This is a genomic window from Derxia gummosa DSM 723, from assembly GCF_000482785.1.
Taxonomy (GTDB): Bacteria; Pseudomonadota; Gammaproteobacteria; order Burkholderiales; family Burkholderiaceae_E; genus Derxia; species Derxia gummosa.
In genome coordinates this window covers 41,108-63,392 of the sequence record NZ_AXWS01000001.1, presented here as the reverse complement: position 1 = coordinate 63,392, position 22,285 = coordinate 41,108, and the positions used below count along the sequence as shown (strand labels likewise).

The window sequence follows — 22,285 nt, the reverse complement described above, 5'->3', positions numbered from 1 at the left end:
GCCTCGCCTTGCCGGCCGGCCGATGCCAGCGCCGCACAGCAAACGCGCGGCGCGTGACATCCGCGCCGCACCGGACCTGAATGCGTCCCCGGTCAGCCTTGGTCAGCCCCGGTCACGCCTCAGCCCTCGCGCCTGAAGCGCGCCAGCGCCTCACCGGTCACGCGCACGATGCGCCAGTCGGGCAGCACCGTCGCGCCGAGGCTTTCGTAGAAGCCGATCGCGCTCGTGTTCCAGTCGAGCACCGACCATTCGAAGCGGCCGCAGCCGCGCTCGACCGCGATCGCACCCACATGCCGGATCAGCGCCTTGCCGATGCCGCGCCCGCGCGCCGACGGCAGCACGAAGATGTCTTCGAGATACAAGCCAGGCTTGCCGAGGAAGGTCGAGAAATTGCGGAACCACAGCGCGAAGCCGAGCGCGCTCCCGTCGGCATCGCGCGCGATCACGGCCTCGGCACTCGGCGTCGCGCCGAACAGATGCTCGGCCAGCGCCAACGGCGTGACCTGGAGCAGATGGGTGAGGCTTTCGTATTCGGCCAGACCTCGGATGAGCGCGACGAGATCGTCGCAATCGGCCGGCGCGGCGGCATCGATACGGAAGCTGGCGGGCGTTGCAAAGGCTGTCATGGCGAGGAGCGGGAGAAGAAGAACGGCCGCGAGTGTGCGCGCATCGCCCTGCGCGCACCGGGCCGAATGCACAAGGGCCCGCGCCACGCCCGCCCGGAGGCGGCACGCGACGCGGGCCCTTGCCTGCGTCAGCGGCGGCGGATGGCCGGGCCATCCGCCTGCCGTCATCAGCCCTTGGTCTTCTTGGCCGCGACCTTCTTGGCCGCCTTCTTGGCCACGACCTTCTTCGCGGCCGGCCTGGCGTCGGCCTTGACCTTCTTGGCGGCCTTGGCCGGCTTGGCCTCCACCGGCTCGGCGGCGGGCGCGGCGGCGATGCCAAGCTCTTCCTTCAGCGCGGCGATCTCGGCCTCGATCTTGCTGACGGCCAGGTCGCAGGACTCGGTCTTGTCGGCATCACCGGCCACGTCGGCTTCGGCCTTGCGGATCGCGACGATCTTCTGCACCGCGGCCAGCGCCTTCTCCTGCGCGGCAAGCAGCGCCTTGAACTGCTTGACGAGCTCCTTGTCGGTGTCGCGCGTGCGGCCCTCGACCGGCGTGACACCGGCGAGCTTCTTGGTGCCGGAGTTGATGCCATCGACCCACTTCAGATGCAGGACGGCGGATTCGCTGGTCTTGGGACGCTTGGACTTCGGGGTCTTCTTGGTTGCCATGTTGGATTCGGAAAAGTCGGGGTCCGCGAGGACGATGAGCCGATGCCGGCCGGTACTTGCGATGCGTGGATGCGCGCGCGTGCCGGACCCTAGCAGCGGCCGGTCAGCCTGAACAGGCAGGGCAATCGCGTCCCTTGATCTTGAAGTACCGCGCCGGGACTTGGCCACCGGCCGGGGCCGGCCGATGACAAGCCAGCACTCTGCCCGCAAACCGGCCCGCACCGACACCGGCAGCGTGACCGGATCAGCGCGGATTGAGCAATGCGACCGTTGCGGCCGACGGCTTGATGCCGAGCATCACCGACAGCATCTGCTCGCAGCGGCGAAACACGCGGCGCGCGTCGGCCTCGCGATCCTGCGCGAGCAGCGCGCGGATGATCTGACCGTACACCGCCTCGGCCAGCGGCTCGACCTCGACCGCACGCTCGCCCAGCGCGATCGCCGCGTCGAGGCGGCCGGCGCCGCGCAGCAGTTCGCACAGACGCTCGGCGCTCTTCACGAAGGTGGCGCGATAGCGCTCGCGCGCCTCGACCATCCAGGGCGCCTCGGTCTCATCGCCGAGGAAGTTGCCGCGATACACGGCCAGCAGGCGCTCGGCCACCGAGTCATGCGCGATCACGTCGGCGCGCAGCGACTCGGCCACGAGATCGAGACCGCAGCTGTCGGGCCAGACCAGCTGGGGATCGAGCGAGATGCGCCCCTCGCCGACGATGATCGCCTCGGGCTTGCCGAGCAGCTTGCGCAGCCGCGACACCGCCATGTCGAAGGCGCTGCGCGCCGCGTCGCCGTCGGACTCGGGCCAGCAGGCGCTCAGCACCGTGGTGACATCGGCCTGGCGGCCGGCGCGGCTGGCCAGGAACTTGAGCAGCTCCAGCGGCTTCTTGGGTGCCTTGGCGCCGAGCTTGAGCGGCGCGCCATCGACGAACACCTCGAAGCCGCCGAAGCAGCGCACCCGCACCGCCCAGGGCCAGTGCTCGTCGGCGTCGGCGGGCGCTGCAAGCGCTCGCAACCTGACCATCTCGCGCGCGAACTCGGGCTCGATGCGAAGCCGCAGCGCGGCGCTGCAAAGCCTTGCAACCACTGCCGGCAGGGGACGCATGACCATCGGGGTACCGATGTCGCGCAGCAGCGTGAAAGCCGTCCGCAGCGACGCGGCCGGATCGGCGCCGTCGCGCATCGCCACGAGCGCATGGCAGCACTCCTGCATCGCGCGGATGCCGAGTCCCTGCTTGCCGGTGATGCTGGCGCAGAGCTGGCCGAACACCTCGGCCGCCGCCTCGCAATCACCCTCGCCGATGTGGGCATAGGCGAGGGTGAGCTGGATCGGCAGCTGGCGGCCGAGACTGAGATTTGCGCGGCGCGCGGCGTCGAGCGCCAGCTCGATGTTCTCGCGCGCCTGCGCGAAGCGGCCGGTGATGAGATGCAGCCGGCTGCGGAAGTTGTAATAGAAGAAGCCCAGCAGCAGCGGCCGCTTCGGGTCCACATGCCGGCCCAGCTCGTCGAGCTTGGCGCCGGTGGCCGCATGGTCGCTGCCCGCGAGCAGCTGCTGGGCTTCGCACACGAGCAGCCCCGTCTGAAGCAGGCGCAGCTTCGATTCGGCCACGATCGCGCGCACCGTCGCGAGCGCCTCGGCTTCCTGCTTCGGCTGGTTGTGATGGAAATGGGCGTTGGCGAGCGACAGATACCAGCGCCCGCGCCTCAGCTCGCTCACGCGCTCGGCGCCGAAGGACGCGACGGTGATGCCGATGATGGGCGTGACCCACTCCATCCGCGATTCGAGGTCGGCGTACTCGACCAGCATCTGGCTGGCGATGCAGCGCTCGGTCGCGTCGGTGCCGCTGGCCTGATCGCCCAGCAGAGCGTGCAGCGCCTCGGCGGCGGCGCGCACCTCGGCACTGTCGAGGTCGATCGGGTCGGCAAGCAGCCCGGCGCACAGCCGCGCCACGCCGGCACGCAGGCGGATCGCGGGATCGCTGATGGTGTCGAGCGCGGGCAGATGCTCGGCGGCGCGCGCGCGCCAGGTGTCGAGCGCCTCGAAGCTGCCCCAGTCGGCGTTGTAGGCGAACAGCGCGGCGCAGATGGCGGAGGTGAGCCCGGCCGCGTCGGCATCGGCGCGAAAGCGCTCGAAGGCCAGCTCGAACCAGCCGCGCGCCTCGATCTCGTCGACCTGCACCGTCGCCATGCCGATCCAGTACGCGAGCCAGCCGCGCGCCGCGAGCGGTTCGCGCGGCAGCCGCGCGAGCCAGGCCTGCAGCCGCTCGACCCGGCCGCCGCGCGCGAAGCCCTCGGCGCCCATCTCCAGCAGCTCGACGGCGGCATCGGTATCGGCGAAGTCGAGCGCGAGGTCGATCGCCTCGTCGCCACGATGCTCGGCCACCAGCGCGGCGAGCGTGGGCAGATAGCGCGCGCGGGCGCCGTCGGCGCCGAGGCGGTCGCGCAGATGGCGCCGGAACAGGCCGTGCAGCTCGTACACCGGGCGCGGCCCACCGTGGCGCTGCACGAACAGGTGGCGCTCGGCCAGCGCGTCGAGCAGCGCGGGCGCGTCGGCGCGCCCGCTCAGGCTGACGGCGCTGGCGGCGCTGAATTCGCCCATCAGCGCGACGGCCGACAGCAGCTCGCGCGAGGCCGGGTCGAGGCGCTCGTCGACCTCGGTGGCGAACCAGCGCTCGACCAGCGCCTCGCGGTCGCGGCGCTCGGCGTCGGCCGAGGCCGCGTCGCCCAGGCCGGCGAGCGCGCTCATGCCGCTCGCGCCGAGCATCACGATGCCGGCGGCCCAGCCGCGCGTGGCGCCATGCACCTCGGCCGCGCGCGCCTCGTCGGCCTGACCACGGGTGCGGGCGGCGATCAGCTCGCCGGTCTCGCCCACGGTGAAGCGCAGCGCCGCCTCGCCCAGCACCTCGACCAGCCCCTTGCTCTGGGCGCGCGCGAGCGCCGGGCCGGGCCGGGCATGGCTCGTGACGATGAAGCGCCGGTCGGCCGGCGCCTCGTCGAGCGCGAGCGCGAACAGCCGGTCGAAGCGCTCGGGCGCCATCTCCTGCGCGTTGTCGAACACCAGCACGCCGCCTTCGGGCAGGCGCGCGAAGGCGGCGCGGAAGTAGCGGCGCAGGAAGACCTCGGGCTCGGCGGCCTGGGTCGGTTCCCACAGTGGCAGCGGCGGCACCGGCGGCGCGGCGCGCTTGCCCTTGCCGCGCGGCGGCTCGTCGGCGCCATGCCAGCCGAGCATCGCGGCGAAGTCCTCGGCGAAGACGGCGGTGTCGGCATCGGCCGGGTCGATGCGGTACCAGGCCGCCGGGCGCTGGCGCGTGGCAGGCCAGTTCGCGGCGAGCGTGGTCTTGCCGCTGCCCGGCTCGGCGCAGACCCAGACGCAGCGCGCGGTCTCGAAGGCGTAGTCGAGCGCGGACAGCAGGCGCTCGCGCGGCATGGCGCGGCGGCTGTCGGGCAGATCGAACTTCGCCGGGATCGAGGCCATGCGGTGGGGGAAGGTTTTGTTAACGATTGCTTGCCGAATGCAACCGGGGATTATGCGCGACCAAGCGGTCAGTTTTGTCCGTCTGTCACAAGGAAGCTTGCGAGCCAGCGTGCCGGCTCGAAGGCATAACAGCGCGGCGCCTGCGCGACGAGTGCCTCGATCTCGTCCGGAGTGCGCGCGGTGCCGAGCCAGCACCAGCGGTCGAACACCTGCACCTCGCGTGCCGGCGCGGCCGGATGCGCACCGAACTCGACCGCGAAGAAGAGGTCATGCGCGAACGGCCAGGCCGGCAGCGCGCGCCCGGCCAGCAACGCCTCCACGGCGGCGCGATGCGCGTCGGCGGGCTGCTCGCCGGTGCAGGCGCCGGCGCACTTGCCGAGCTGGCGGTTGAAGCAGGGCGCGTCGGGCCGGCTGCGCTTCTCCAGCCCGAGCACCGCGAGGCAGAGGCCGCGCGCGGGCGCCTCGGCCATGAGCCAGCGCCGCGCCGCCGCGCGATTGCCGAAGGGGCCGGCGTGGCGCGCATAGCCAGCATGGTCGCCGGCGAGCAGCAGCGCCTCCAGCGCGGCCGGCTTCACGAACACCGGCCTGCCGTCATCGCCGAGGCGCAGCGCGATCTGGCCCGACTGCCGCCGCAGCGCCTGGTTGTGCGCGGGCAGGCGCTCGCCGATGAGCCGCCATTCACGCAGCCGCGTGCCGAACTCGCCGGCGCAGGTCTCCCATTCGATGCGGCGCACTTCCTGGGCGATGCGCAGCTCGCGGTCGTGGCGATGGTCGTTGGTGAAATGGCTGCCGACGCGGTCGCGCAGATCGATGCTGCGGCCGATGTAGATCGGATGCGGATTGAGGCCGTGGAACAGGTACACGCCCGGCGCATGCGGGATGGCGTCGAGTGCGTCGGGCGGCAGGTGGGTGGGCAGGCTCGGGCGCTTGAGCAGGCGGCCGATCGCTGCGTCGAGCGCTTCGGCGCCGTGGACGCGCGCGGCATGCAGCAGGAAGGCGCGGCAGAAGTGCGCGTCGCCGAGGGCGCGGTGGCGGACGGCGGTGGCGCTCGCGGGCGCCTCGGCTCGCACGGCACCGTCCGGCTCGGCATCGGCCCGGCCTGCGCCGCCCGCCGCTGCATCCGCCCCGATCACCAGTCCGTGTCGCGCGATCAGCGCATCCAGCCCGTGGCCGCCCTCGGCCTCCGGCTCCAGCAGCCGCGCGAGCCGCGCCGTGCACAGCGTGCGCGCCCGGAAGGCCAGCCCGGCGCGCGCGAACTCGGCCTTGAGGAAGGCATGGTCGAAGCGCGCGTTGTGGGCGACCAGCACCGCGCCATCGATGCGCGCGAGCAGTTCGGCCGCCACCGCCTCGAAGCGCGGCGCATCGCGCACCAGCGCGGTCGAAATGCCGGTGAGGAACTCGATCTCGGCGGGAATCGGCTCGCCCGGGTTGACGAGCGTGGTCCATTCGACCAGTCCGTCCGGCCCGTCCTCGATGAGCGCGATCTCGGTGACGCGCGCGCGGCCCGGCGCGAGACCGGTCGTCTCCAGGTCGATGAAGACGCGGCGTTCGCGCGCGCTCAGTCCTTCTGCTTGCCGCGCGCGGCGCGCAGCAGCCGGGGCAGGTTCTTGGGGTCGGTCGTCTCGATCCATGCCGCGAGCTTGCGCGCATCGATGGTCACGATGTTGTGCTTGTTGGCGTACTGCTCGGCCGGCTCGTCCATGCCTTCCTGCGCGACGAAGAAGGCGCGCTTGATGTGCAGCGCCTTGGTGGTCGTGTGGAAGGCGTGCAACTCGTCGAGCTGGGCCGGGCCGCTGCGCCGCGAAGCCCGCAGCGCGCCCACCGGCGTGGGCGACTCGCCCAGCGCCATCAGCACGTCGATCGGCGCCTTGCCGGCAAAGCGCCGCGCCCGGAAGCCGTGCGACTGCTGGTAGGCCAGCGCCACCCGCGCGAAGCGCACCCGCTCCAGCCGCATGAGGCCGTCGTAGTCAAGGCTGACGGTATCGGTCTGGATGTGGTTGTTGCCGTCGAGGCGGGGGATCTGCGTGGGCTGGATCGAAGTGACGAGCATGCTGTTGAGCGCGATCGTCACCGAGCCGTCGGTGCGCGTGGGCGCGCCGCGCGCCGCGATGGTGTTGGGTTCCGCGCCGGCACGCGGCATGGTGACGGGGCCGGCGGCGCGACGTACGCCGGGCATGAGCGGGGTGTCGTCCATGTCGTCGAACAGTTCGTCGATCGGGGCCTGGCCGCCGCGCGCCTGGGCCGCCGCGACGGCGACCGCATGCGGGATGGTGGGCGGCGGCACCTCGATGGTCGCGGGCTCGGCGCCGCCGAAGGCAGCGCGCGCGCTCGGGCGACGCACCAGCGCATCGATGCCGAGGCTGTGCGCGCGCCGGGCCTCGCGCTCCTCGGTCGCGGCGCGATGCTGGTGGAGCCGGTGCCGGATGGCCCAGGCGATCAGGGCGCCCAGCCCGGCAAGAAAGGCCAGATAGAGGAAGGTCTGCTGCATCGGGCGCGTAGGGTTTCAGGCGGGATAGCCCGGCCGGGGCCGGGGCATGCGATTAGAGCGCAAAATCCCGCCACGCCGCCGTGTCGCAAGTCCACGACATCCCGCAAACCCTTTCGCCCTCCTTCGTCATGCCCGCCTCTCCTGCCCGCACCGCGCGCAATGTGCTCGGTGGCCCGCTCCAGACCTGTTCGACCCGCCCGCTCACCGGCTTCTTCCGCGACGGCTGCTGCAACACCGCGCCGGAAGACCTTGGCCAGCACACGATCTGCGTGCGCATGACCGCCGAGTTCCTCGCCTTCAGCAAGGCGGCGGGCAACGACCTTTCCACGCCGGTGCCGCAATACCGCTTTCCGGGCCTGAAGCCGGGTGACCGCTGGTGTCTGTGCGCGAGCCGCTGGGTCGAGGCGATGGAGGCCGGCGCCGCGCCGGCCGTGGTGCTCGAAGCCACGCACGAGCGCGCGCTCGAAGTCGCCAACCTGGCCGACCTGCGCTACCACGCCTGGATCGGCGACGACGGGGAGAACAAGCGATGAGCCGCTACGACTACGACCTGTTCACGCTCGGCGCCGGCTCGGGCGGCGTGTCGGGCAGCCGCTATGCGGCCAGCAAGGGCGCGCGCGTCGCGATCTGCGAGGACAGCCGCGTCGGCGGCACCTGCGTGATCCGGGGCTGCGTGCCCAAGAAGCTGTTCATGTACGCCTCGCAGTTCAGCGACGCCTTCGGCGACGCGGCCGGCTACGGCTGGACCGTGCCCGAAGCCAGCTTCGACATGGCGACGCTCCAGGCCGCCAAGAGCAAGGAGACCGCGCGCCTCGAAGGCATCTACCGCACGATGCTCGGCAACTCGGGCGTCGCACTGGTCGAAGGTCGGGGCCGGGTGATCGACGCGCACACCGTCGAGGTGGCGGGCAAGGCCTACACGGCCGAGCGCATCCTCGTCGCCACCGGCGGCAAGCCCGCCGCGCCGGCCATCCCCGGCATCGAACTGGCGATGACGTCCAATGAAATCCTCGATCTGGCCGAGCGGCCGGCGCGGCTGCTGGTGCTGGGCGCGGGCTACATCGCGGTCGAGTTCGCGGGCATCTTCCGGGGCTTCGGCAGCGCGGTGACGGTCGCCTTCCGGGGCGACGCGCCGCTGCGCGGCTTCGACGAAGACCTGCGTCGCCGCCTCGCCACCGAGATGACCAATCGCGGCATCACGCTCGCGGCCGGCTTCGCGCCGGCGAGCATCGAGAAGGCGGGCGGCGAATTCATCGTGCGCGGCGCCGACGGCAGCGAGCTGCGCGCCGACGCGGTGCTCAACGCGCTCGGCCGCGTGCCCAATTCGGCCGGCCTCGGGCTGGAGGAAGCCGGCGTGCGGATCGACGCGAAGACCGGCGCGGTGGTGGTGGATGCGTTCTCGCGCACCTCGGTGCCGGGCATCTTCGCCGTCGGCGACGTCACGAACCGCATCGCGCTCACGCCGGTGGCGATCGCCGAGGCGCGCGCCTTCGTCGATACCGAGTTCGGCGGCGCGGCGCGCCACATCGACCATGCGCTCGTCGCGAGCGCGGTGTTCTCGCAGCCGCCGATCGGCAGCATCGGCCTGTCGGAGCAGGCAGCGAAGGCCAAGGGCTTTGACGTGACGGTGTTCGAGAGCGACTTCCGCCCGATGAAGAACACCATCTCGGGCCGCAACGAGCGCAGCTACATGAAGCTCGTGGTCGACCGCGCGAGCGACAAGGTGCTCGGCCTGCACATGATCGGCGTCGATGCCGGCGAGCTGGTGCAAGGCTTTGCGGTGGCCGTGACCATGGGCGCGACCAAGGCCGACTTCGACCGCACGATCGCCGTCCATCCCACGGCCGGCGAGGAGTTCGTGCTGATGCGCACGCCGCGCAAGGACTGATGCGCCGGCGCGCCGGCCGGCCCGGTCGCCGGTGGACGCACGACCCGGAGTCGCCGCGCGCCTCGGTCGCGCGGCCGCCTCACATGCACGAATAGATCTGCCCGAACAGATCCAGCACCAGTCCCGGCTGGCGCCAGGCCGCGAGCGTGGCGCCGATCAGCCCAAGCGCCGCGAGCCAGCCGGCGATGCGCCACAACCTGCGGCACGCAAGGCCGTGCGCGGGCACCGAGGTCGCCGCGTCCGGCGCCGTCAGGCCGCGCGGCGCGGCTGGCGGCGCCACCGCCATGTCGGCCGGAACCTCGCGCCCGGCGGCGGTCCGCGGCATCACCCGGCTCCGAGGATCACGCCGCGCCCGCCGCCAGCCGCGCCATCGGCCGCTCGCGGATCGGCAGGTTCACCAGCCCGGCAAACACGCCGAGCGCGATCGTGATCGCCCAGACCACGTCGTAATTGCCGCGCCGGTCGTACAGCCAGCCGCCGAGCCACACGCCCAGAAAGCTGCCGACCTGGTGGCTGAAGAACACGAAGCCCGACAGCATCCCGAGGTAGCGCACGCCGAACACGGTGGCGATCACGCCGCTCGTGAGCGGCACCGTCGCCAGCCACAGGAAGCCCATCGCCGCCGCGAACACATAGGTGGACGCGGCCGTGAGCGGCAGCGCGAGCCAGCCGGCGATGATCAGCGCGCGCAGCACATAGATGCCCGACAGCAAGAACTTGTTGGGCAGCCGCGCGCCGAGCTGCCCCGCCGTCCACGTGCCGAAGATGTTGAACAGCCCGATCAGCGCCAGCGCCCACACGGCCACCTGCGGGTCCATCGCCTTGTCGCGCAGATAGGCCGGCAGGTGCACGCCGATGAACACCACCTGGAAGCCGCACACGAAATAGCCCGCCATCAGCCAGCGGAAGGCCGGCGTCGCGAAGGCCTCGCGCGCGGCCGCGAGCGGCGACTGCACTGCCGCGCCGCCCGCGGGCGCCTCGGCCTTCGGTTCGCGCAGACCGAGGCCGAGCGGCAGCATCAGCAGCGCGCAGGCCGCGAGGCCGAACAGCGCCTCCTGCCAGCCGAGGTGATGGATGAGCCATTGCGACAGCGGCACCATCGCGAACTGCCCGAACGAGCCCGCCGCCGCGCAGATGCCGAGCGCCTGGCTGCGCTTCGCGGGCGCCGCCGTGCGGCCGATGACGCCGTACACGAGCGAGTAGGTCGTGCCCGAGCAGGCGACGCCGATGAGCACGCCCGCGCCCAGATCGAACAGCGGCACGTTCGGCGCGAGCGCCATCAGCACCAGCCCGCCCGCGTAGCAGAGCACCGCCAGCGCCAGCACGCGAAAGGCGCCGTAGCGGTCGGCCAGCATCCCGGCGAAGGGCTGGCTCGCGCCCCACAGCAGGTTCTGCACCGCGAGCGCGAAGGCGAAGGTTTCGCGCGACCAGCCGCGCTCCTGCGTGATCGGCAGCTGCCAGAAGCCGAAGCCGTGACGGATGCCCATCGCCAGCGTGACGACGAGCCCGCCGCAGACGAGGACGGTGGTGAGCGAAAGGCGGTGGCGCAACGGCGGGAGCATGGGCAATCCGGATGGCGATAGACGGCGGGCCCGCGAGTTTGCGCGCAAGTCCGTACGCCCGGGGATGCGGCTTTTGCATGGCGCCGATGGGCCGGACGCATGCTGCACACTGCGCCGCGCCGCCCTGGTGCCGGCCGCATCCGCCGCCACGGGCGACTGCCCGGTCCGGTGCCGTCGCGCGCCGCGACCGTCACGCCGACACCCTTCTCCCGCCGAGCCCCAACGTGAACGCCCCCGACACCCGTCTCGCCTCCGCCCGCCAACCCTTCCCGCCCGCGCGCGCCGCCGTCGCCGGCCTCGAAGGCTCGCGCATCCGCGAGGTCGCCAACGCCGGTTTCGGGCTCGACGTGCTGCCGTTCTGGTTCGGCGAGCCGGACCTGCCGGCCGATCCGCGCGTGATCGCCGCCGCCCAGGCCGCGCTCGGCGCCGACGACACGCGTTATCTGCACAACCTTGGCCGCATCGAGCTGCGCGAGGCCATCGCCGGCTATCTGTCGCGGCTGCACGGCAGGCCCATCGATGCCGGCCGCGTGTGCGTGACCTCGGCCGGCGTGCAGGCGCTGATGCTCGCCCACCAGTACCTGCTCGATCCGGGCGCGCGGGTGGTGATCGTCACGCCGGTCTGGCCCAACCTGACCGAGGCGCCCGCGATCCTCGGCGCCGAGGTCGTGCGCATGCCGCTCGCCTTCGACCCGGCGCGCGGCTTCACGCTCGACCTCGACCGGCTGCTCGACACGCTGGTGCCCGGCACGCGGGCGCTGGTCATCAACTCGCCCAACAACCCGACCGGCTGGGCGCTGACCGCCGCCGAACGCGACGCGATCCTCGCCCACTGCCGCCGGCACCGGATCTGGATCGTCGCCGACGACGTGTACGACCGCGTCTGGTATGGGCATGACGCGCGGCCGGCGGGCGGCGCGGCGGCGGATGCCGCGCTGGCCAGCGGCGCCGCGACAACCGCGTCGGCCAGCGCAACGGCCGCGCCGGCCGACGCCCGCAACGCGCGCGGCTTCGCGGTCGCGCCCGGCTTTCTCGAAGCCGCCGAGCCCGACGACCTGCTGTTCAGCGTCAACAGCTTCAGCAAGAGCTGGCGCATGACCGGCTTCCGGCTCGGCTGGCTGGTGGCGCCGCCGGCGACGATGGAACGGCTCGGCGTGCTCGTCGAATACAACACGAGCTGCGCACCGGGCTTCGTGCAGGCGGCGGGGCTGGCGGCGATCGGACTCGGCGAGGGCGTGATCGAGGCGCAGGTCGAGCGCTTCCGCGCCGCGCGCGATCTGCTCTGCGCTGGTCTGGCCGACATCCCCGGCGTGCAGGTCGCGCTGCCGCCGGGCGCGATGTACGCGTTCTTCCGGCTGGACGGCGAGCGCGACAGCCTCGGCCTCGCGAAGCGGCTGGTGCGCGAGCAGCGGCTGGGCGTCGCGCCGGGCGTGGCCTTCGGGCCGGAAGGCGAGGGCTTCATCCGCTGGTGCCTCGCCAACGACGCCGACCGGCTGCGCGACGGCATCGCGCGGCTGCGCGCCGGGCTCGGGCGCTGAGCGCGGCGGAGCGGGCAGCCCCCGAGTCCGCACGCCACGCCGCAACCGATCCGGATTTGCCCTCGCCCGCGCGGGGCCGCCGCGATGAGGGCCGGAATGCCGGTGTAGCTTGGTCGGCTTTCCGACAAACCGAGGAGCCCCTCATGACGATCAAGGTCGGCGACACCCTGCCCGACGGCACCCTGTACGAGTACTACGACGCGCCCGAGGGCGTCTGCGTGGTCGGTCCCAACGCCTTCACGGTCAAGGACCTGACCGCCGGCCGCAAGGTGGTGATCTTCGCGGTGCCCGGCGCCTTCACGCCCGGTTGCAGCAAGACCCATCTGCCCGGCTTCATCCGGCTGGCCGAGGCGATCCGCGCCGAGGGCGTGGCCGACATCCTCTGCGTGGCCGTCAACGACGCCTTCGTCATGGGCGCCTGGGGCCGCGAGCAGGGCGCGCACGGCAAGGTGCGCCTGCTCGGCGACGGCAGCGCCACCTGGACGACCGCGCTCGGCCTCGACCTCGATCTCGTGGCCAAGGGCCTCGGCGTGCGCTCGCAGCGCTACGCGATGATCGTGGACGACGGCGTGGTGAAGCATCTCGCCATCGACGTGGCCGGCAAGATCGAGGCGAGCACCGCCGAGGCCGTCCTCGCGGTGCTGCGGGCCGGCTGACGCCGGCTGGCACGAGTCTTGAAACAAGCACCCCCGCTGCCTGTCAAATGCAACACAACCCGGGTAGATTTGCCGCCCGGGTTCACGCATGCGCACACCTCCCGCGCATGCGATCCGGTCGGGGTGCTCGCATGAAAATCCTGAAGCTCAGTTCCCAGGGCCTGCCACAGTCCTGGATATCGCTCGAAGCCGCGGTGCTGCACTACGCCGCCGGCGACGTTCGCTGGGAAATTGGCAGTCCAGTCGCCGTGTTCCGGGGCGGGCACAACGCCCGTACCGGCCGCCAGTCGGTCATCGAGGTCAACTCGATCATCGGCACCAAGGGCGTCCCGCGCATCAACCCCTTCCTGCTGCGGCCGGGCCTCACCAACGGCAAGCTGTTCGCGCGCGACCGTCATGTGTGCGCCTATTGCGGCGGACGCTTCGCCGCCGACGTGCTCACGCGCGAGCACATCGTGCCGATCGCCCAGGGCGGCCGCGACCACTGGATGAACGTCGTCACCGCCTGCCGCACCTGCAATCACCAGAAGGCCAACCGCACGCCCGAGCAGGCGCACATGCCGCTGCTCTACACGCCCTACGTGCCGACGCTGTGGGAAGACTTCATCCTGCGCAACCGTCGCATCCTGAGCGACCAGATGGACTTCCTCATGGCGCATCTGCCGTCGGGCTCTCGGCTGCATGACTGAACGTGCCGCAGGTCGGCACGGTGTCGCTTCCGGCGCGACTCGCATCGCTCCGACTGGATCGCGCGCAATGATCCGGAGTGCATGCGCCGCGCCCCTGCGCTAGCGTGTGGACTCTGTCGCGCTCCGCACCGCTCCCGCCCGCCATGTCCAGCCCCGCTCCCAGCTCCGCTCCTGCCCGCGTGCTCGTGGTCGAGGACAACCCGATCAACCGCGAACTGGCCCATGCCCAGCTCGAAAGCTTCGGCTGCGAGGTCGAGACCGTCGAGAACGGCCAGATCGCACTCGACCGGCTGGCCGAGATCGGCTTCGACGTGGTGTTCATGGACATGCAGATGCCGGTGCTCGACGGTCTTGCCACGATCCGCCTGCTGCGCGAGCGCGAGGCCGCGAACGGCGGCCATCAGCATGTGATCGCGCTCACCGCCAACACCTTCCAGAGCGACATCGATACCTGCCTCGCAGCCGGATTCGACGGCTTCATCGGCAAGCCCTGCTCGATCGAGGACATGCGCCGCGTGGTCGAGGGCGCGCGCGCCGGGCGCTGAACGCGAAGCACGCGCCGTCGTACGAGCGCGCGCACGGCCCCGCCGCCATCACGTCGGGGCCCGGCGGCGGCAGGACCGCCCCCGACTAGAATCCGCCGCGACGCCGGGCAGCCCGTCCGGCCCCTCCCCAAGCCCCAATGCCAGCAGCTCAACGCAAGATCATCGTGCGCCAGTCGAAGGTGCACGGGCGCGGCGTGTTCGCCGCCCGCGACCTCGCCAAGGACGAACGGATCATCGAATACAAGGGCGAGCGCATCTCCTGGGACGAAGCCCTCGCGCGCCATCCGCATGACCCGGCCAACCCCTTCCACACCTTCTACTTCGACGTGGAAGGCGGCGTGATCGACGGTGGCGTCGGTGGCAACAGCGCGCGCTACATCAACCATTCCTGCGCGCCCAACTGCATTGCCGTGACGGAAGACGCCCCGACGGGGCAGCGCGTGTTCATCGAGGCGCTGCGCGACATCCCGGCCGGCAGCGAGCTGTTCTTCGACTACGGTCTGGTCATCGACGGCCGCATCACGAAGCAGATGCGCGCCGACTACCTCTGCCTCTGCGGCAACCCCGAGTGCCGCGGCACGATGCTCGCGCTCAAGGGCAAGACCTCGGCCGCCGAGGCTCGCGCCGCCGCGGGCAAGGCCGGGAAGAAGTCGGCACGGAAATCGACTGCCGGCGAACCCGCGAAAGACGCCGTCGGCAAGGCCGCAAAGAAAGCCCGTGGCAGCGATATGAAGAAGGCGGCCTCGCCCCGCAAGACCACGCGCAAGGCAGGCTGATCCGACCGGCGAGCGGTTCTGCCGCGCCCTGACGGCAGACCGCCGTCTCCCGACCGTCGGCGCGGACTTGCCGGTCCCGCCCGCCACTCGCGGCGCACAATACGGCGGTTGCCCTCACCCACCCGGCGCCCGGCGCCGCGACACCGCATGACCCACAGCACCATCCAGCTCGTCCGCTCACCGAAGCAGATCGACGCCGACAAGCGCAGCGCCCGCATCACCCGTGCCGAGGTGCTCGCGCTGTTCGAACTCCCGTTCAACGACCTGCTGTTCCGCGCCGCCCAGGTGCATCGCGCCAACTTCGACCCCAACGCGATCCAGCGCTCGACGCTGCTGTCCATCAAGACCGGTGGCTGCGAGGAAGACTGCGGCTACTGCCCGCAATCGGCCCATCACGACGCCGGCGTCGAAGCCACCAAGATGATGGACAAGGACGCCGTCGTGGCCGCCGCCCAGGCCGCCAAGGCCGCCGGCGCCTCGCGCTTCTGCATGGGCGCCGCCTGGCGCGGCCCCAATGCGCGCGACCTCGAAAAGCTCGTGCCCATCATCGAGGCCGTACACGGCCTCGGCCTCGAAACCTGCGGCACCTTCGGCCTGCTCGACGAAGGCCAGGCCGAGACGCTGCGCGCCGCCGGCCTCGACTACTACAACCACAACATCGACACCGCGCCCGAGCACTACGCCGACATCATCCACACGCGCAATTTCGACGACCGCATCGACACGCTCGACAAGGCGCGCGGCGCCGGCCTCAAGCTGTGCTGCGGCGGCATCGTGGGCATGGGCGAATCGCGCGAGCAGCGCGCCGGCCTCATCGCCGAACTCGCCTCGATGGCCGAGCCGCCCGAGTCGGTGCCCATCAACCACCTCGTTGCCGTCGAGGGCACGCCGCTCGCCGGCGTCGACAAGCTCGACCCCTTCGAATTCGTGCGCACCATCGCCGCCGCCCGCATCACGATGCCGACCAGCTTCGTGCGCCTGTCGGCCGGCCGCACCCAGATGAGCGACGAGATCCAAGCCCTGTGCTTCTTCGCCGGCGCCAACTCGATTTTCTATGGCGACAAGCTCCTGACCACCGGCAATCCCGAGTCGGAACGCGACGAAGCACTGTTTTCCCGCCTCGGTTTGCGCACGATGTGAATTGCCTCCCGATGGCGCGCGAGAGGTGTGCATGATTCGGCGGAACCGGCCGGAATCAGGACGTTTCAGGTATTTGCGCGATGCTGCACCGCGCTAGCATCGCCGCACATGCGGTGATCTCGACCATTCGTCACCACGCAATTCCGGATCGCGCAAGTCGGCGGGCAAATGCTCACGCGCCCGCCAATTCCGTGCTCCGGCAATTCCCGATCCACTCCTCATTCTTGCCATCAGGGAAATCATGGGCGAAATCCTCATCGAAGCGCCCGCCGGCGCCAGCGCCGCGGCCACCCAGACCGGACTGCTCGTCCCGGTGATCCTGTCGGGCGGTTCCGGCACCCGGCTCTGGCCGATGTCGCGCGCCCAGTATCCGAAGCAGCTGCTGCCGCTGCACGACGAGAACACGCTGCTGCAATGCACGGCGTTGCGCACCGAAGGCTTCAAATGCGACGGCGTTCGCCTCGGCAAGCCGATCGTGGTCAGCAACGAGGAATACCGCTTCGTCATCGCCGAGCAGCTGCGCCTGATCGGCAGCGCCGCCGAATCGATCCTGCTGGAGCCGATCGGCCGCAACACCGCGCCGGCAATCACGCTGGCCGCGCTCGAAGCCGGTCTCGATCCGTCGGAAGACCCGCTGATGCTGGTCATGCCTTCCGATCACGTCATTGCCGATATCTCCGCATTCCAGAATGCATTGCGCGCCGCAATTCCCGCCGCGCAAAACGGGGCAATCGTGACTTTCGGGATCATTCCCGATCACCCCGAAACGGGTTACGGCTATATCGAAATCAAGGCCGACAATCTCGGCACGCCCGGCCCGATTGCGACTTTCGTCGAAAAGCCCGATGCCGAAACCGCCCAGCGCTATGTCGATTCGGGCCGTTTCGTCTGGAACAGCGGCCTGTTCATGACCCGCGCCTCGGTCTGGCTCAAGGCGATCGCCGCCTTCCGCCCCGACATCGCCGAGGCGGTACAGCTGGCCTATGCCGCCGGCAAGCGTGACGGCAGCTTCCTGCACATCCCGAAGGACAAGTTCTCGGCCAGCCCGTCCGATTCCATCGACTACGCCGTCATGGAAAAGCTGCCGACCGACACCAGCACCGGCATCCCGGCCTGGGTCGTGCCGCTCGATTGCGGCTGGTCCGACGTGGGCGCCTGGTCGGCGCTGTGGGAAGTGGCCGAGAAGGACGAAGGCGGCAACGTCACGCGCGGCGATGTGCTCACGACCGACACCACCGACACGCTGGTGCTCGCGCAATCGCGCATGGTGGCCTGCGTGGGCGTGGACAACCTCGTCATCGTCGAGACGCCCGACGCGGTGATGGTCGCCAACAAGAACGAGACGCAGAAGGTCAAGGACATCGTCGGCCAGCTCCAGAAGAGCGGCCGGTCCGAAGCCGTCGCGCATCGCAAGGTCTATCGCCCCTGGGGCTGGTACGACAGCATCGACAACGGCCCGCGCTTCCAGGTCAAGCGCATCGTCGTGAACCCGGGCGCGACGCTGTCGCTGCAACTGCACCACCACCGCGCCGAGCACTGGATCGTCGTGAGCGGCACGGCGCGCGTCACGCGCGGCGAGGACAGCTTCCTGCTGTCGGAAAACCAGTCCACGTACATCAGCATCGGGCAGGTCCACCGCCTGGCCAACCCGGGCAAGGTGCCGCTCGAAATCATCGAGGTGCAATCGGGCAGCTATCTGGGCGAGGACGACATCGTTCGCCTCGAAGACACCTACGGTCGCAGCGATCTGCCGAGCTGCTGAGCTGCAATACGGCGATGACGGCGCGGACGACATGCCGCGCCACGCACGAAACGGCCCCTCGCGGGCCGTTTTCATTTCGGGCGCCGGAATTTCATTGGGAGCGCCGGGAACGGCGCTGCACGACGCCCGACGGGTTCGCAGCCGACCGGCGACGGCTCGGTTGCCTCGCCCGAGCGTCAGCTGCCCTCGACGCCGATCACGCCCGCCCGCAGGGCGATCAGCGTGATCTCCGCCTGATTGGCCGCGCCGAGCTTCTGCTTGACGTTGTAGAGATGGGTGCCGACCGTCGACGGCGAGAGCTTGAGCGCCTCGGCGATCTGGGCGACGGTCTGGCCGCGCGCGAGCTGCACGAACACCTCGAATTCGCGCGCGGAGAGCTGGTCGACCGGGCCGCGCTCGCCGCCGATGTCCTGCACCGCCATGCGCTGGGCGATGGCGGCATCGAGCACGCGCCGGCCGCGCGCCACGTCGCGGATCGCGTCGATGAGCGCCTCGGGCGCGCCGCGCTTGCTCAGATAGCCGAGCGCGCCGGCCTGGAGCGCGCGCTTGGGATGGCTCGTGTCTTCATGCGCCGACAACGCGAGGATGCGCGCCGCCTTGTCGCGCGCGACGATGCGCCGCATCGCCTCGATGCCGCCCATGCCGGGCATGGCGATGTCCATCACCACCACGTCGGGCTGCACCTCGATGAACTTCTGGTAGGCCGATTCGCCGCTGTCGGCCTCGGCCACGACGGCGATGTCGTCGGTCGATTGCAGCAGCAGCCGGAAGCCCATGCGCACCACCGCATGGTCGTCCACGAGCATGACCTTGATCTTGTCCATCGGCCGATCATACGGCCGGGTCGGCGCCGGTTCCGGCGGGAGGCAGGCCGGCGGAGGCCGTCACGGCGGGCGGGGCGTCGCGGGTGACGCCGGCCGCGAACCCGCCCCCGGACGCGGCGCAGACGTCCAGCGGCAGTCGCGCGCCGATGCGCGTGCCCGCCCCCTCGCACGATGCGATGAGCAGCCGGCCGCCGAGCGCTTCGGCGCGCTCGCGCATGCCGAGCAGGCCCCAGTGGCCGGGCCGCTGACGCGCGTCCGACGCGAGGCCGGCACCGTCGTCGCTGATGTCGATGCAGAGCGCATCCGGCGCCGCGCCGCAAGCGTCGCCCTCCGGCGTGGCGGAATCGGCCTCGACCCGCACGGTCAGCGCGATCTGGCTCGCGCCTGCGTGGCGCACCGCATTCGCCAGCGCCTCCTGCGCGATGCGGTAGCCGGCGGTCGCGACTTCGCCCGGCAGCGTGTCGGGCAGCGGCGCGGCGCCGAACTCGAAGCCGATGCCAGGATTGGCGAGCCGCAGGTCATCGACCAGATCGCCGAGGGCATCCACGAGTCCGAAGCGGTCGAGCGCGAGCGGACGCAGGCGCGGGATCAGCTCATGCACGCTCGTGTACATCTGCGCCGCCGTCTCGCCGATGAGCTTCGCGGCGGCGGCGGAATCGGCATCGGTACCGACGCGCTTCTCCAGCACCAGTGCAAGGCTGCGCACCGCGGTGATCTGCTGGCCCAGCTCGTCATGCAGCTCGCGCGCGATCGCGGCGCGCTCCTCCTCGATGCGACGCTCGGTGCCGTGGGCGAGCGCGCGATTCTCGTCGAGCCGGGCGCGCGCCTCGGCGGCGGCGAGGCGCTGGGCCTCGTTGTCTTCCACCGCGCGCGCCATCGCGTTGAAGGCATGGCTCATGAGCCGGCCTTCGCGGCCGGGCAGCTCGGGCAGGCGGGTGCGGTAGTCGCCGCCTTCCATCGCGCGCAGCCCGTCCATCACCACCTGCAACTGCCGCGTGATGCGCCAGGCGATCCACACCGCGAGCAGGTTGGCGCCCGCGAGGCCACCCGCCACCAGGGCGAGCGTGCGCAGCAGGTCGTCCCAGCCGTCGAGTACCGCGCGCGACGAATCGGCATGCACGAACATCTTTCCGCCCGCGAACTCGATCTCGCGCGTCTCGATGCTGGGCGCGACCATGCGTGCGTACCACGCGGGCGCATCGCGCCCGGCCTTGTACGGCGACGGCGGCGAGGCATAGAGGGGCTTGCCGCCCGCGTCGCGCAACTCGATCTCCGTCGCGCGCACGCGGCCCAGGCGTTCGAGAAAGCCGACCATGCCGGGCAACCCGGCCTGCTCGTACACCCAGCTCACGCGGGCGAGCAGCTGCGCGGTCACGCGGCTGGAGGTTTCGATCTCCTCATGCACCGAACGCCGCGTGTCCTGCACCTGCTGGACGAGCAGCGCCGCCGCGAACGCGAGCGTGAGCGCGGTGATGACGAGCTGGATGCGCAGGCGAAGACTCATGGCGCGCGGTTATCGCAGGCGGGGCGATTTCTGTCGAGGCGGGGCGTGACTCGGGGTCAACCCGCAGCTATCTCGGCAACAGCACCGGGTAATCCCGCAAGCGCTTGCAAGCCGGTGGCCGTCGAGCGACTGGCTCAAGAAAATCATGAGCCGTGATTCAAGCCTTTCGCCAAGCGCGTGCGGCGCAGCAAGCGGCAATCTCCTTCCGCACCGGGACCCACCCGGCAACTTTCCAACCCGAGGAGACCACCATGACCTGGACCACCCCCACCGCGACCGACCTGCGCTTCGGCTTCGAAATCACGATGTACATCGCCAACCGCTGATCGTTGGCCACGCGGGGCGGCCGGCAAACACCTGCCGGCCGCCCCTTGTTTTTGTCTGAACGACGGGATTTCGAGGGCGACACATGCTTATCCGCATCCTCGGCTCGGGCGCCGGCGGCGGCTTCCCGCAATGGAACTGCAATTGCCGAAACTGCGCCGGCCTGCGCAACGGCACGGTCCGCGCCACGGCCCGCACCCAGTCGTCGATCGCCGCGAGCGGCGACGGCGAGCGCTGGGTTCTCTTCAATGCCTCGCCCGACGTGCTCGCGCAACTGCGCGGCTTCCCGGCGCTGCATTCGGCGCGCGACCTGCGCGACACGGCCATCGAGGCCATCGTCCTCATCGACGCCCAGATCGACCACACCACCGGCCTCTACATGCTGCGCGAGCACCGCAAGCCCTGGCCGCTGTGGTGTACCGCGCCGGTCAGGGAGGATCTGAGCACCGGCAACCCGCTGTTCGGCCTGCTGTCGCACTACTGCGGCCTCGACTGGAACGAGGTGCCGACGGATGCAAGCGCTTTCGAGATCGCCCGCGTTCGCGGCCTCGGGTTCAGCGCGCTGCCGCTCATCAGCAACGCGCCGCCTTATTCGCCGCACCGCGACCATCCCCGCCCCGGCGACAACATCGGCGTGACCATCACCGACAGCGCGAGCGGCCGCAGGTTGTTCTACGCGCCCGGCCTAGGCGAGATGGAACCGGCGGTATGGGCCGCGATGCAGGCCGCCGACTGCGTGCTGGTGGACGGCACCTTCTGGACCGACGACGAGATGATCGCCCTCGGCGCCAGCCCCAAGCGCGCGGTGCAGATGGGCCATCTGGCGCAGAGCGGCCCCGGCGGAATGATCGAGTGGCTCGACCGGCTGCCCGCGAGTACCCGCAAGGTGCTCATCCACATCAACAACACCAACCCCATCCTCGACGAGGAAAGCCCCGAGCGCGCCGTGCTGGCCGCCCACGGCATCGAGGTCGCCTACGACGGCATGGAGATCGAACTGTGAACGCACCCGCCGGATTCGCCCTCGCCTGGAACCGCGAAGAGTTCGAGGCGCAACTGCGCGCCAAGGGCCGCGCGTACCACATCCACCATCCGTTCAACGTCATGCTCAACACGGGCAAGGCGACGCCCGAGCAGATCCGTGGCTGGGTGGCCAACCGCTTCTACTACCAGATCGCGATCCCGGTGAAGGACGCGGCGGTGATGAGCAACTGCCCCGACCGCGACATCCGGCGCGGCTGGATCCAGCGCATGCTCGACCATGACGGCTTCGAGCTGACGGGCAGCGACGGCCAGACGGTGAAGGACGAAGGCGGCATCGAGGCGTGGATCAGGCTCGGCATCGCCACCGGTCTCACGCGCGAGGAAATCACCGACCTGCGCCATGTCACGCCGGCGGTGCGCTTCTCGGTCGATGCCTACGTGAATTTCGCGCGCCGCGCGCCGTGGCAGGAGGCCGTGTGCTCCTCGCTCACCGAGCTGTTCGCGCCCGAGATCCACAAGCAGCGCCTCGCCACCTGGCCCGAGCATTACCCGTGGATCGAGAGCGCCGGACTTCAGTACTTCCGCAACCGCGTGAGCCAGGCGCGCCGCGATGTCGAGCAGGGTCTGGCCGTGACGCTCGACTACTTCCGCACCCGCGAGCAGCAGGAACGCGCACTCGAAATACTGCAATTCAAGCTCGACATCCTGTGGGCAATGAATGACTCGATGGCGCTGCGCTACGGCGTGCAGGGCGTCGACTGCGATCAGGCGCTGTTCCGCGAAGGCATCTCGGCGCTCGGAGCCGGGCGATGAGTGCCGCCGACGCCGACGCCACGCTGCCGGTCGCGCCCGCAGACACG

The 22,285-nt window shown here is 70.8% G+C and carries 21 protein-coding genes; 12 read left to right on the top strand and 9 right to left on the bottom strand.

Translation table 11 applies throughout. The annotated features are described in order from the left end of the window. Positions 1-119: 119 nt before the first annotated feature. From H566_RS0100275 to H566_RS0100255, 5 genes are all read right to left on the bottom strand, one after another. On the bottom strand, positions 120-626 hold the full coding sequence (locus H566_RS0100275) for a GNAT family N-acetyltransferase (protein WP_028309854.1): 507 nt from the start codon (positions 624-626) through the stop codon (positions 120-122). Positions 627-793: 167 nt separating this feature from the next. Further along, positions 794-1,504, bottom strand: a complete 711-nt coding sequence (locus H566_RS0100270; RefSeq protein WP_169732468.1) for a hypothetical protein — start codon at positions 1,502-1,504, stop codon at positions 794-796. A gap of 16 nt (positions 1,505-1,520) precedes the next feature. Beyond that, positions 1,521-4,745 carry an AfsR/SARP family transcriptional regulator gene (locus H566_RS0100265; RefSeq protein ID WP_028309852.1) on the bottom strand — a complete coding sequence of 1,075 codons (3,225 nt, stop codon included), beginning with the start codon at positions 4,743-4,745 and terminating at the stop codon, positions 1,521-1,523. 68 nt (positions 4,746-4,813) lie between these two features. After that, on the bottom strand, positions 4,814-6,376 hold the full coding sequence (locus H566_RS22000; protein WP_051377716.1) for an exonuclease domain-containing protein: 1,563 nt from the start codon (positions 6,374-6,376) through the stop codon (positions 4,814-4,816). Beyond that, a complete protein-coding gene (locus H566_RS0100255) occupies positions 6,304-7,233 on the bottom strand; it encodes a restriction endonuclease (protein ID WP_028309851.1) in 930 nt (309 codons plus the stop codon). The genes H566_RS22000 and H566_RS0100255 overlap by 73 nt, the downstream gene beginning before the upstream one ends. A gap of 128 nt (positions 7,234-7,361) precedes the next feature. Between H566_RS0100255 and H566_RS0100250 the strand changes: the two genes are divergently transcribed. Then, positions 7,362-7,766 (top strand): DUF2237 family protein, encoded by a 405-nt coding sequence (locus H566_RS0100250; protein WP_028309850.1) that lies wholly within the window; start codon positions 7,362-7,364, stop codon positions 7,764-7,766. Continuing rightward, the gene (gene gor, locus H566_RS0100245; RefSeq protein ID WP_028309849.1) at positions 7,763-9,121 is read left to right on the top strand and encodes a glutathione-disulfide reductase; all 1,359 of its coding nucleotides are present in this window, start codon (positions 7,763-7,765) and stop codon (positions 9,119-9,121) included. The genes H566_RS0100250 and gor overlap by 4 nt, the downstream gene beginning before the upstream one ends. A gap of 79 nt (positions 9,122-9,200) precedes the next feature. Here the strand turns inward: gor and H566_RS0100240 are convergent, their stop codons facing one another. Both H566_RS0100240 and H566_RS0100235 read right to left on the bottom strand, forming a co-directional pair. Further along, on the bottom strand, positions 9,201-9,446 hold the full coding sequence (locus tag H566_RS0100240; RefSeq protein WP_028309848.1) for a hypothetical protein: 246 nt from the start codon (positions 9,444-9,446) through the stop codon (positions 9,201-9,203). Positions 9,447-9,462: 16 nt separating this feature from the next. Beyond that, a complete protein-coding gene (locus tag H566_RS0100235; RefSeq protein WP_034409984.1) occupies positions 9,463-10,683 on the bottom strand; it encodes an MFS transporter in 1,221 nt (406 codons plus the stop codon). Positions 10,684-10,907: 224 nt separating this feature from the next. Here H566_RS0100235 and H566_RS0100230 point away from each other — a divergent pair, with 224 nt between their 5' ends. From H566_RS0100230 to H566_RS0100200, 7 genes are all read left to right on the top strand, one after another. Beyond that, complete coding sequence (locus tag H566_RS0100230; RefSeq protein WP_028309846.1) at positions 10,908-12,221, top strand: aminotransferase class I/II-fold pyridoxal phosphate-dependent enzyme; 1,314 nt, start codon at positions 10,908-10,910, stop codon at positions 12,219-12,221. A gap of 143 nt (positions 12,222-12,364) precedes the next feature. Beyond that, complete coding sequence (locus H566_RS0100225) at positions 12,365-12,877, top strand: peroxiredoxin (RefSeq protein ID WP_028309845.1); 513 nt, start codon at positions 12,365-12,367, stop codon at positions 12,875-12,877. Between the two features lie 131 nt (positions 12,878-13,008). Further along, positions 13,009-13,566 carry an HNH endonuclease gene (locus H566_RS0100220; protein WP_028309844.1) on the top strand — a complete coding sequence of 186 codons (558 nt, stop codon included), beginning with the start codon at positions 13,009-13,011 and terminating at the stop codon, positions 13,564-13,566. Positions 13,567-13,709: 143 nt separating this feature from the next. After that, positions 13,710-14,111 (top strand): response regulator, encoded by a 402-nt coding sequence (locus tag H566_RS0100215; protein WP_028309843.1) that lies wholly within the window; start codon positions 13,710-13,712, stop codon positions 14,109-14,111. A 137-nt stretch (positions 14,112-14,248) separates the two neighbouring features. After that, the gene (locus tag H566_RS21995) at positions 14,249-14,887 is read left to right on the top strand and encodes an SET domain-containing protein (protein WP_051377712.1); all 639 of its coding nucleotides are present in this window, start codon (positions 14,249-14,251) and stop codon (positions 14,885-14,887) included. A 147-nt stretch (positions 14,888-15,034) separates the two neighbouring features. After that, complete coding sequence (gene bioB / locus H566_RS0100205; RefSeq protein WP_051377709.1) at positions 15,035-16,027, top strand: biotin synthase BioB; 993 nt, start codon at positions 15,035-15,037, stop codon at positions 16,025-16,027. Positions 16,028-16,268: 241 nt separating this feature from the next. Beyond that, complete coding sequence (locus H566_RS0100200; RefSeq protein ID WP_084544578.1) at positions 16,269-17,789, top strand: mannose-1-phosphate guanylyltransferase/mannose-6-phosphate isomerase; 1,521 nt, start codon at positions 16,269-16,271, stop codon at positions 17,787-17,789. A gap of 176 nt (positions 17,790-17,965) precedes the next feature. On the opposite strand, the gene H566_RS0100195 is transcribed toward H566_RS0100200, so the two are convergent. Together H566_RS0100195 and H566_RS21990 are read right to left on the bottom strand one after the other, a co-directional pair. Next, positions 17,966-18,613: a response regulator gene (locus H566_RS0100195; protein WP_028309840.1), complete on the bottom strand. Its 648-nt coding sequence runs from the start codon at positions 18,611-18,613 to the stop codon at positions 17,966-17,968. A gap of 7 nt (positions 18,614-18,620) precedes the next feature. After that, complete coding sequence (locus H566_RS21990; RefSeq protein ID WP_051377707.1) at positions 18,621-20,117, bottom strand: histidine kinase; 1,497 nt, start codon at positions 20,115-20,117, stop codon at positions 18,621-18,623. A gap of 251 nt (positions 20,118-20,368) precedes the next feature. Here H566_RS21990 and pqqA point away from each other — a divergent pair, with 251 nt between their 5' ends. The 3 genes from pqqA (at position 20,369) to pqqC (ending at position 22,238) form a co-directional block, all read left to right on the top strand. Continuing rightward, positions 20,369-20,443, top strand: coding sequence for a pyrroloquinoline quinone precursor peptide PqqA (pqqA, locus tag H566_RS21985; protein ID WP_034410047.1), 75 nt, complete (start codon positions 20,369-20,371; stop codon positions 20,441-20,443). Between the two features lie 83 nt (positions 20,444-20,526). Next, a complete protein-coding gene (gene pqqB, locus H566_RS0100180; RefSeq protein WP_028309839.1) occupies positions 20,527-21,444 on the top strand; it encodes a pyrroloquinoline quinone biosynthesis protein PqqB in 918 nt (305 codons plus the stop codon). After that, the gene (pqqC, locus tag H566_RS21980; protein WP_051377705.1) at positions 21,441-22,238 is read left to right on the top strand and encodes a pyrroloquinoline-quinone synthase PqqC; all 798 of its coding nucleotides are present in this window, start codon (positions 21,441-21,443) and stop codon (positions 22,236-22,238) included. Before pqqB ends, pqqC begins: the two co-directional genes overlap by 4 nt. The last annotated feature ends 47 nt before the right edge of the window (positions 22,239-22,285 follow it).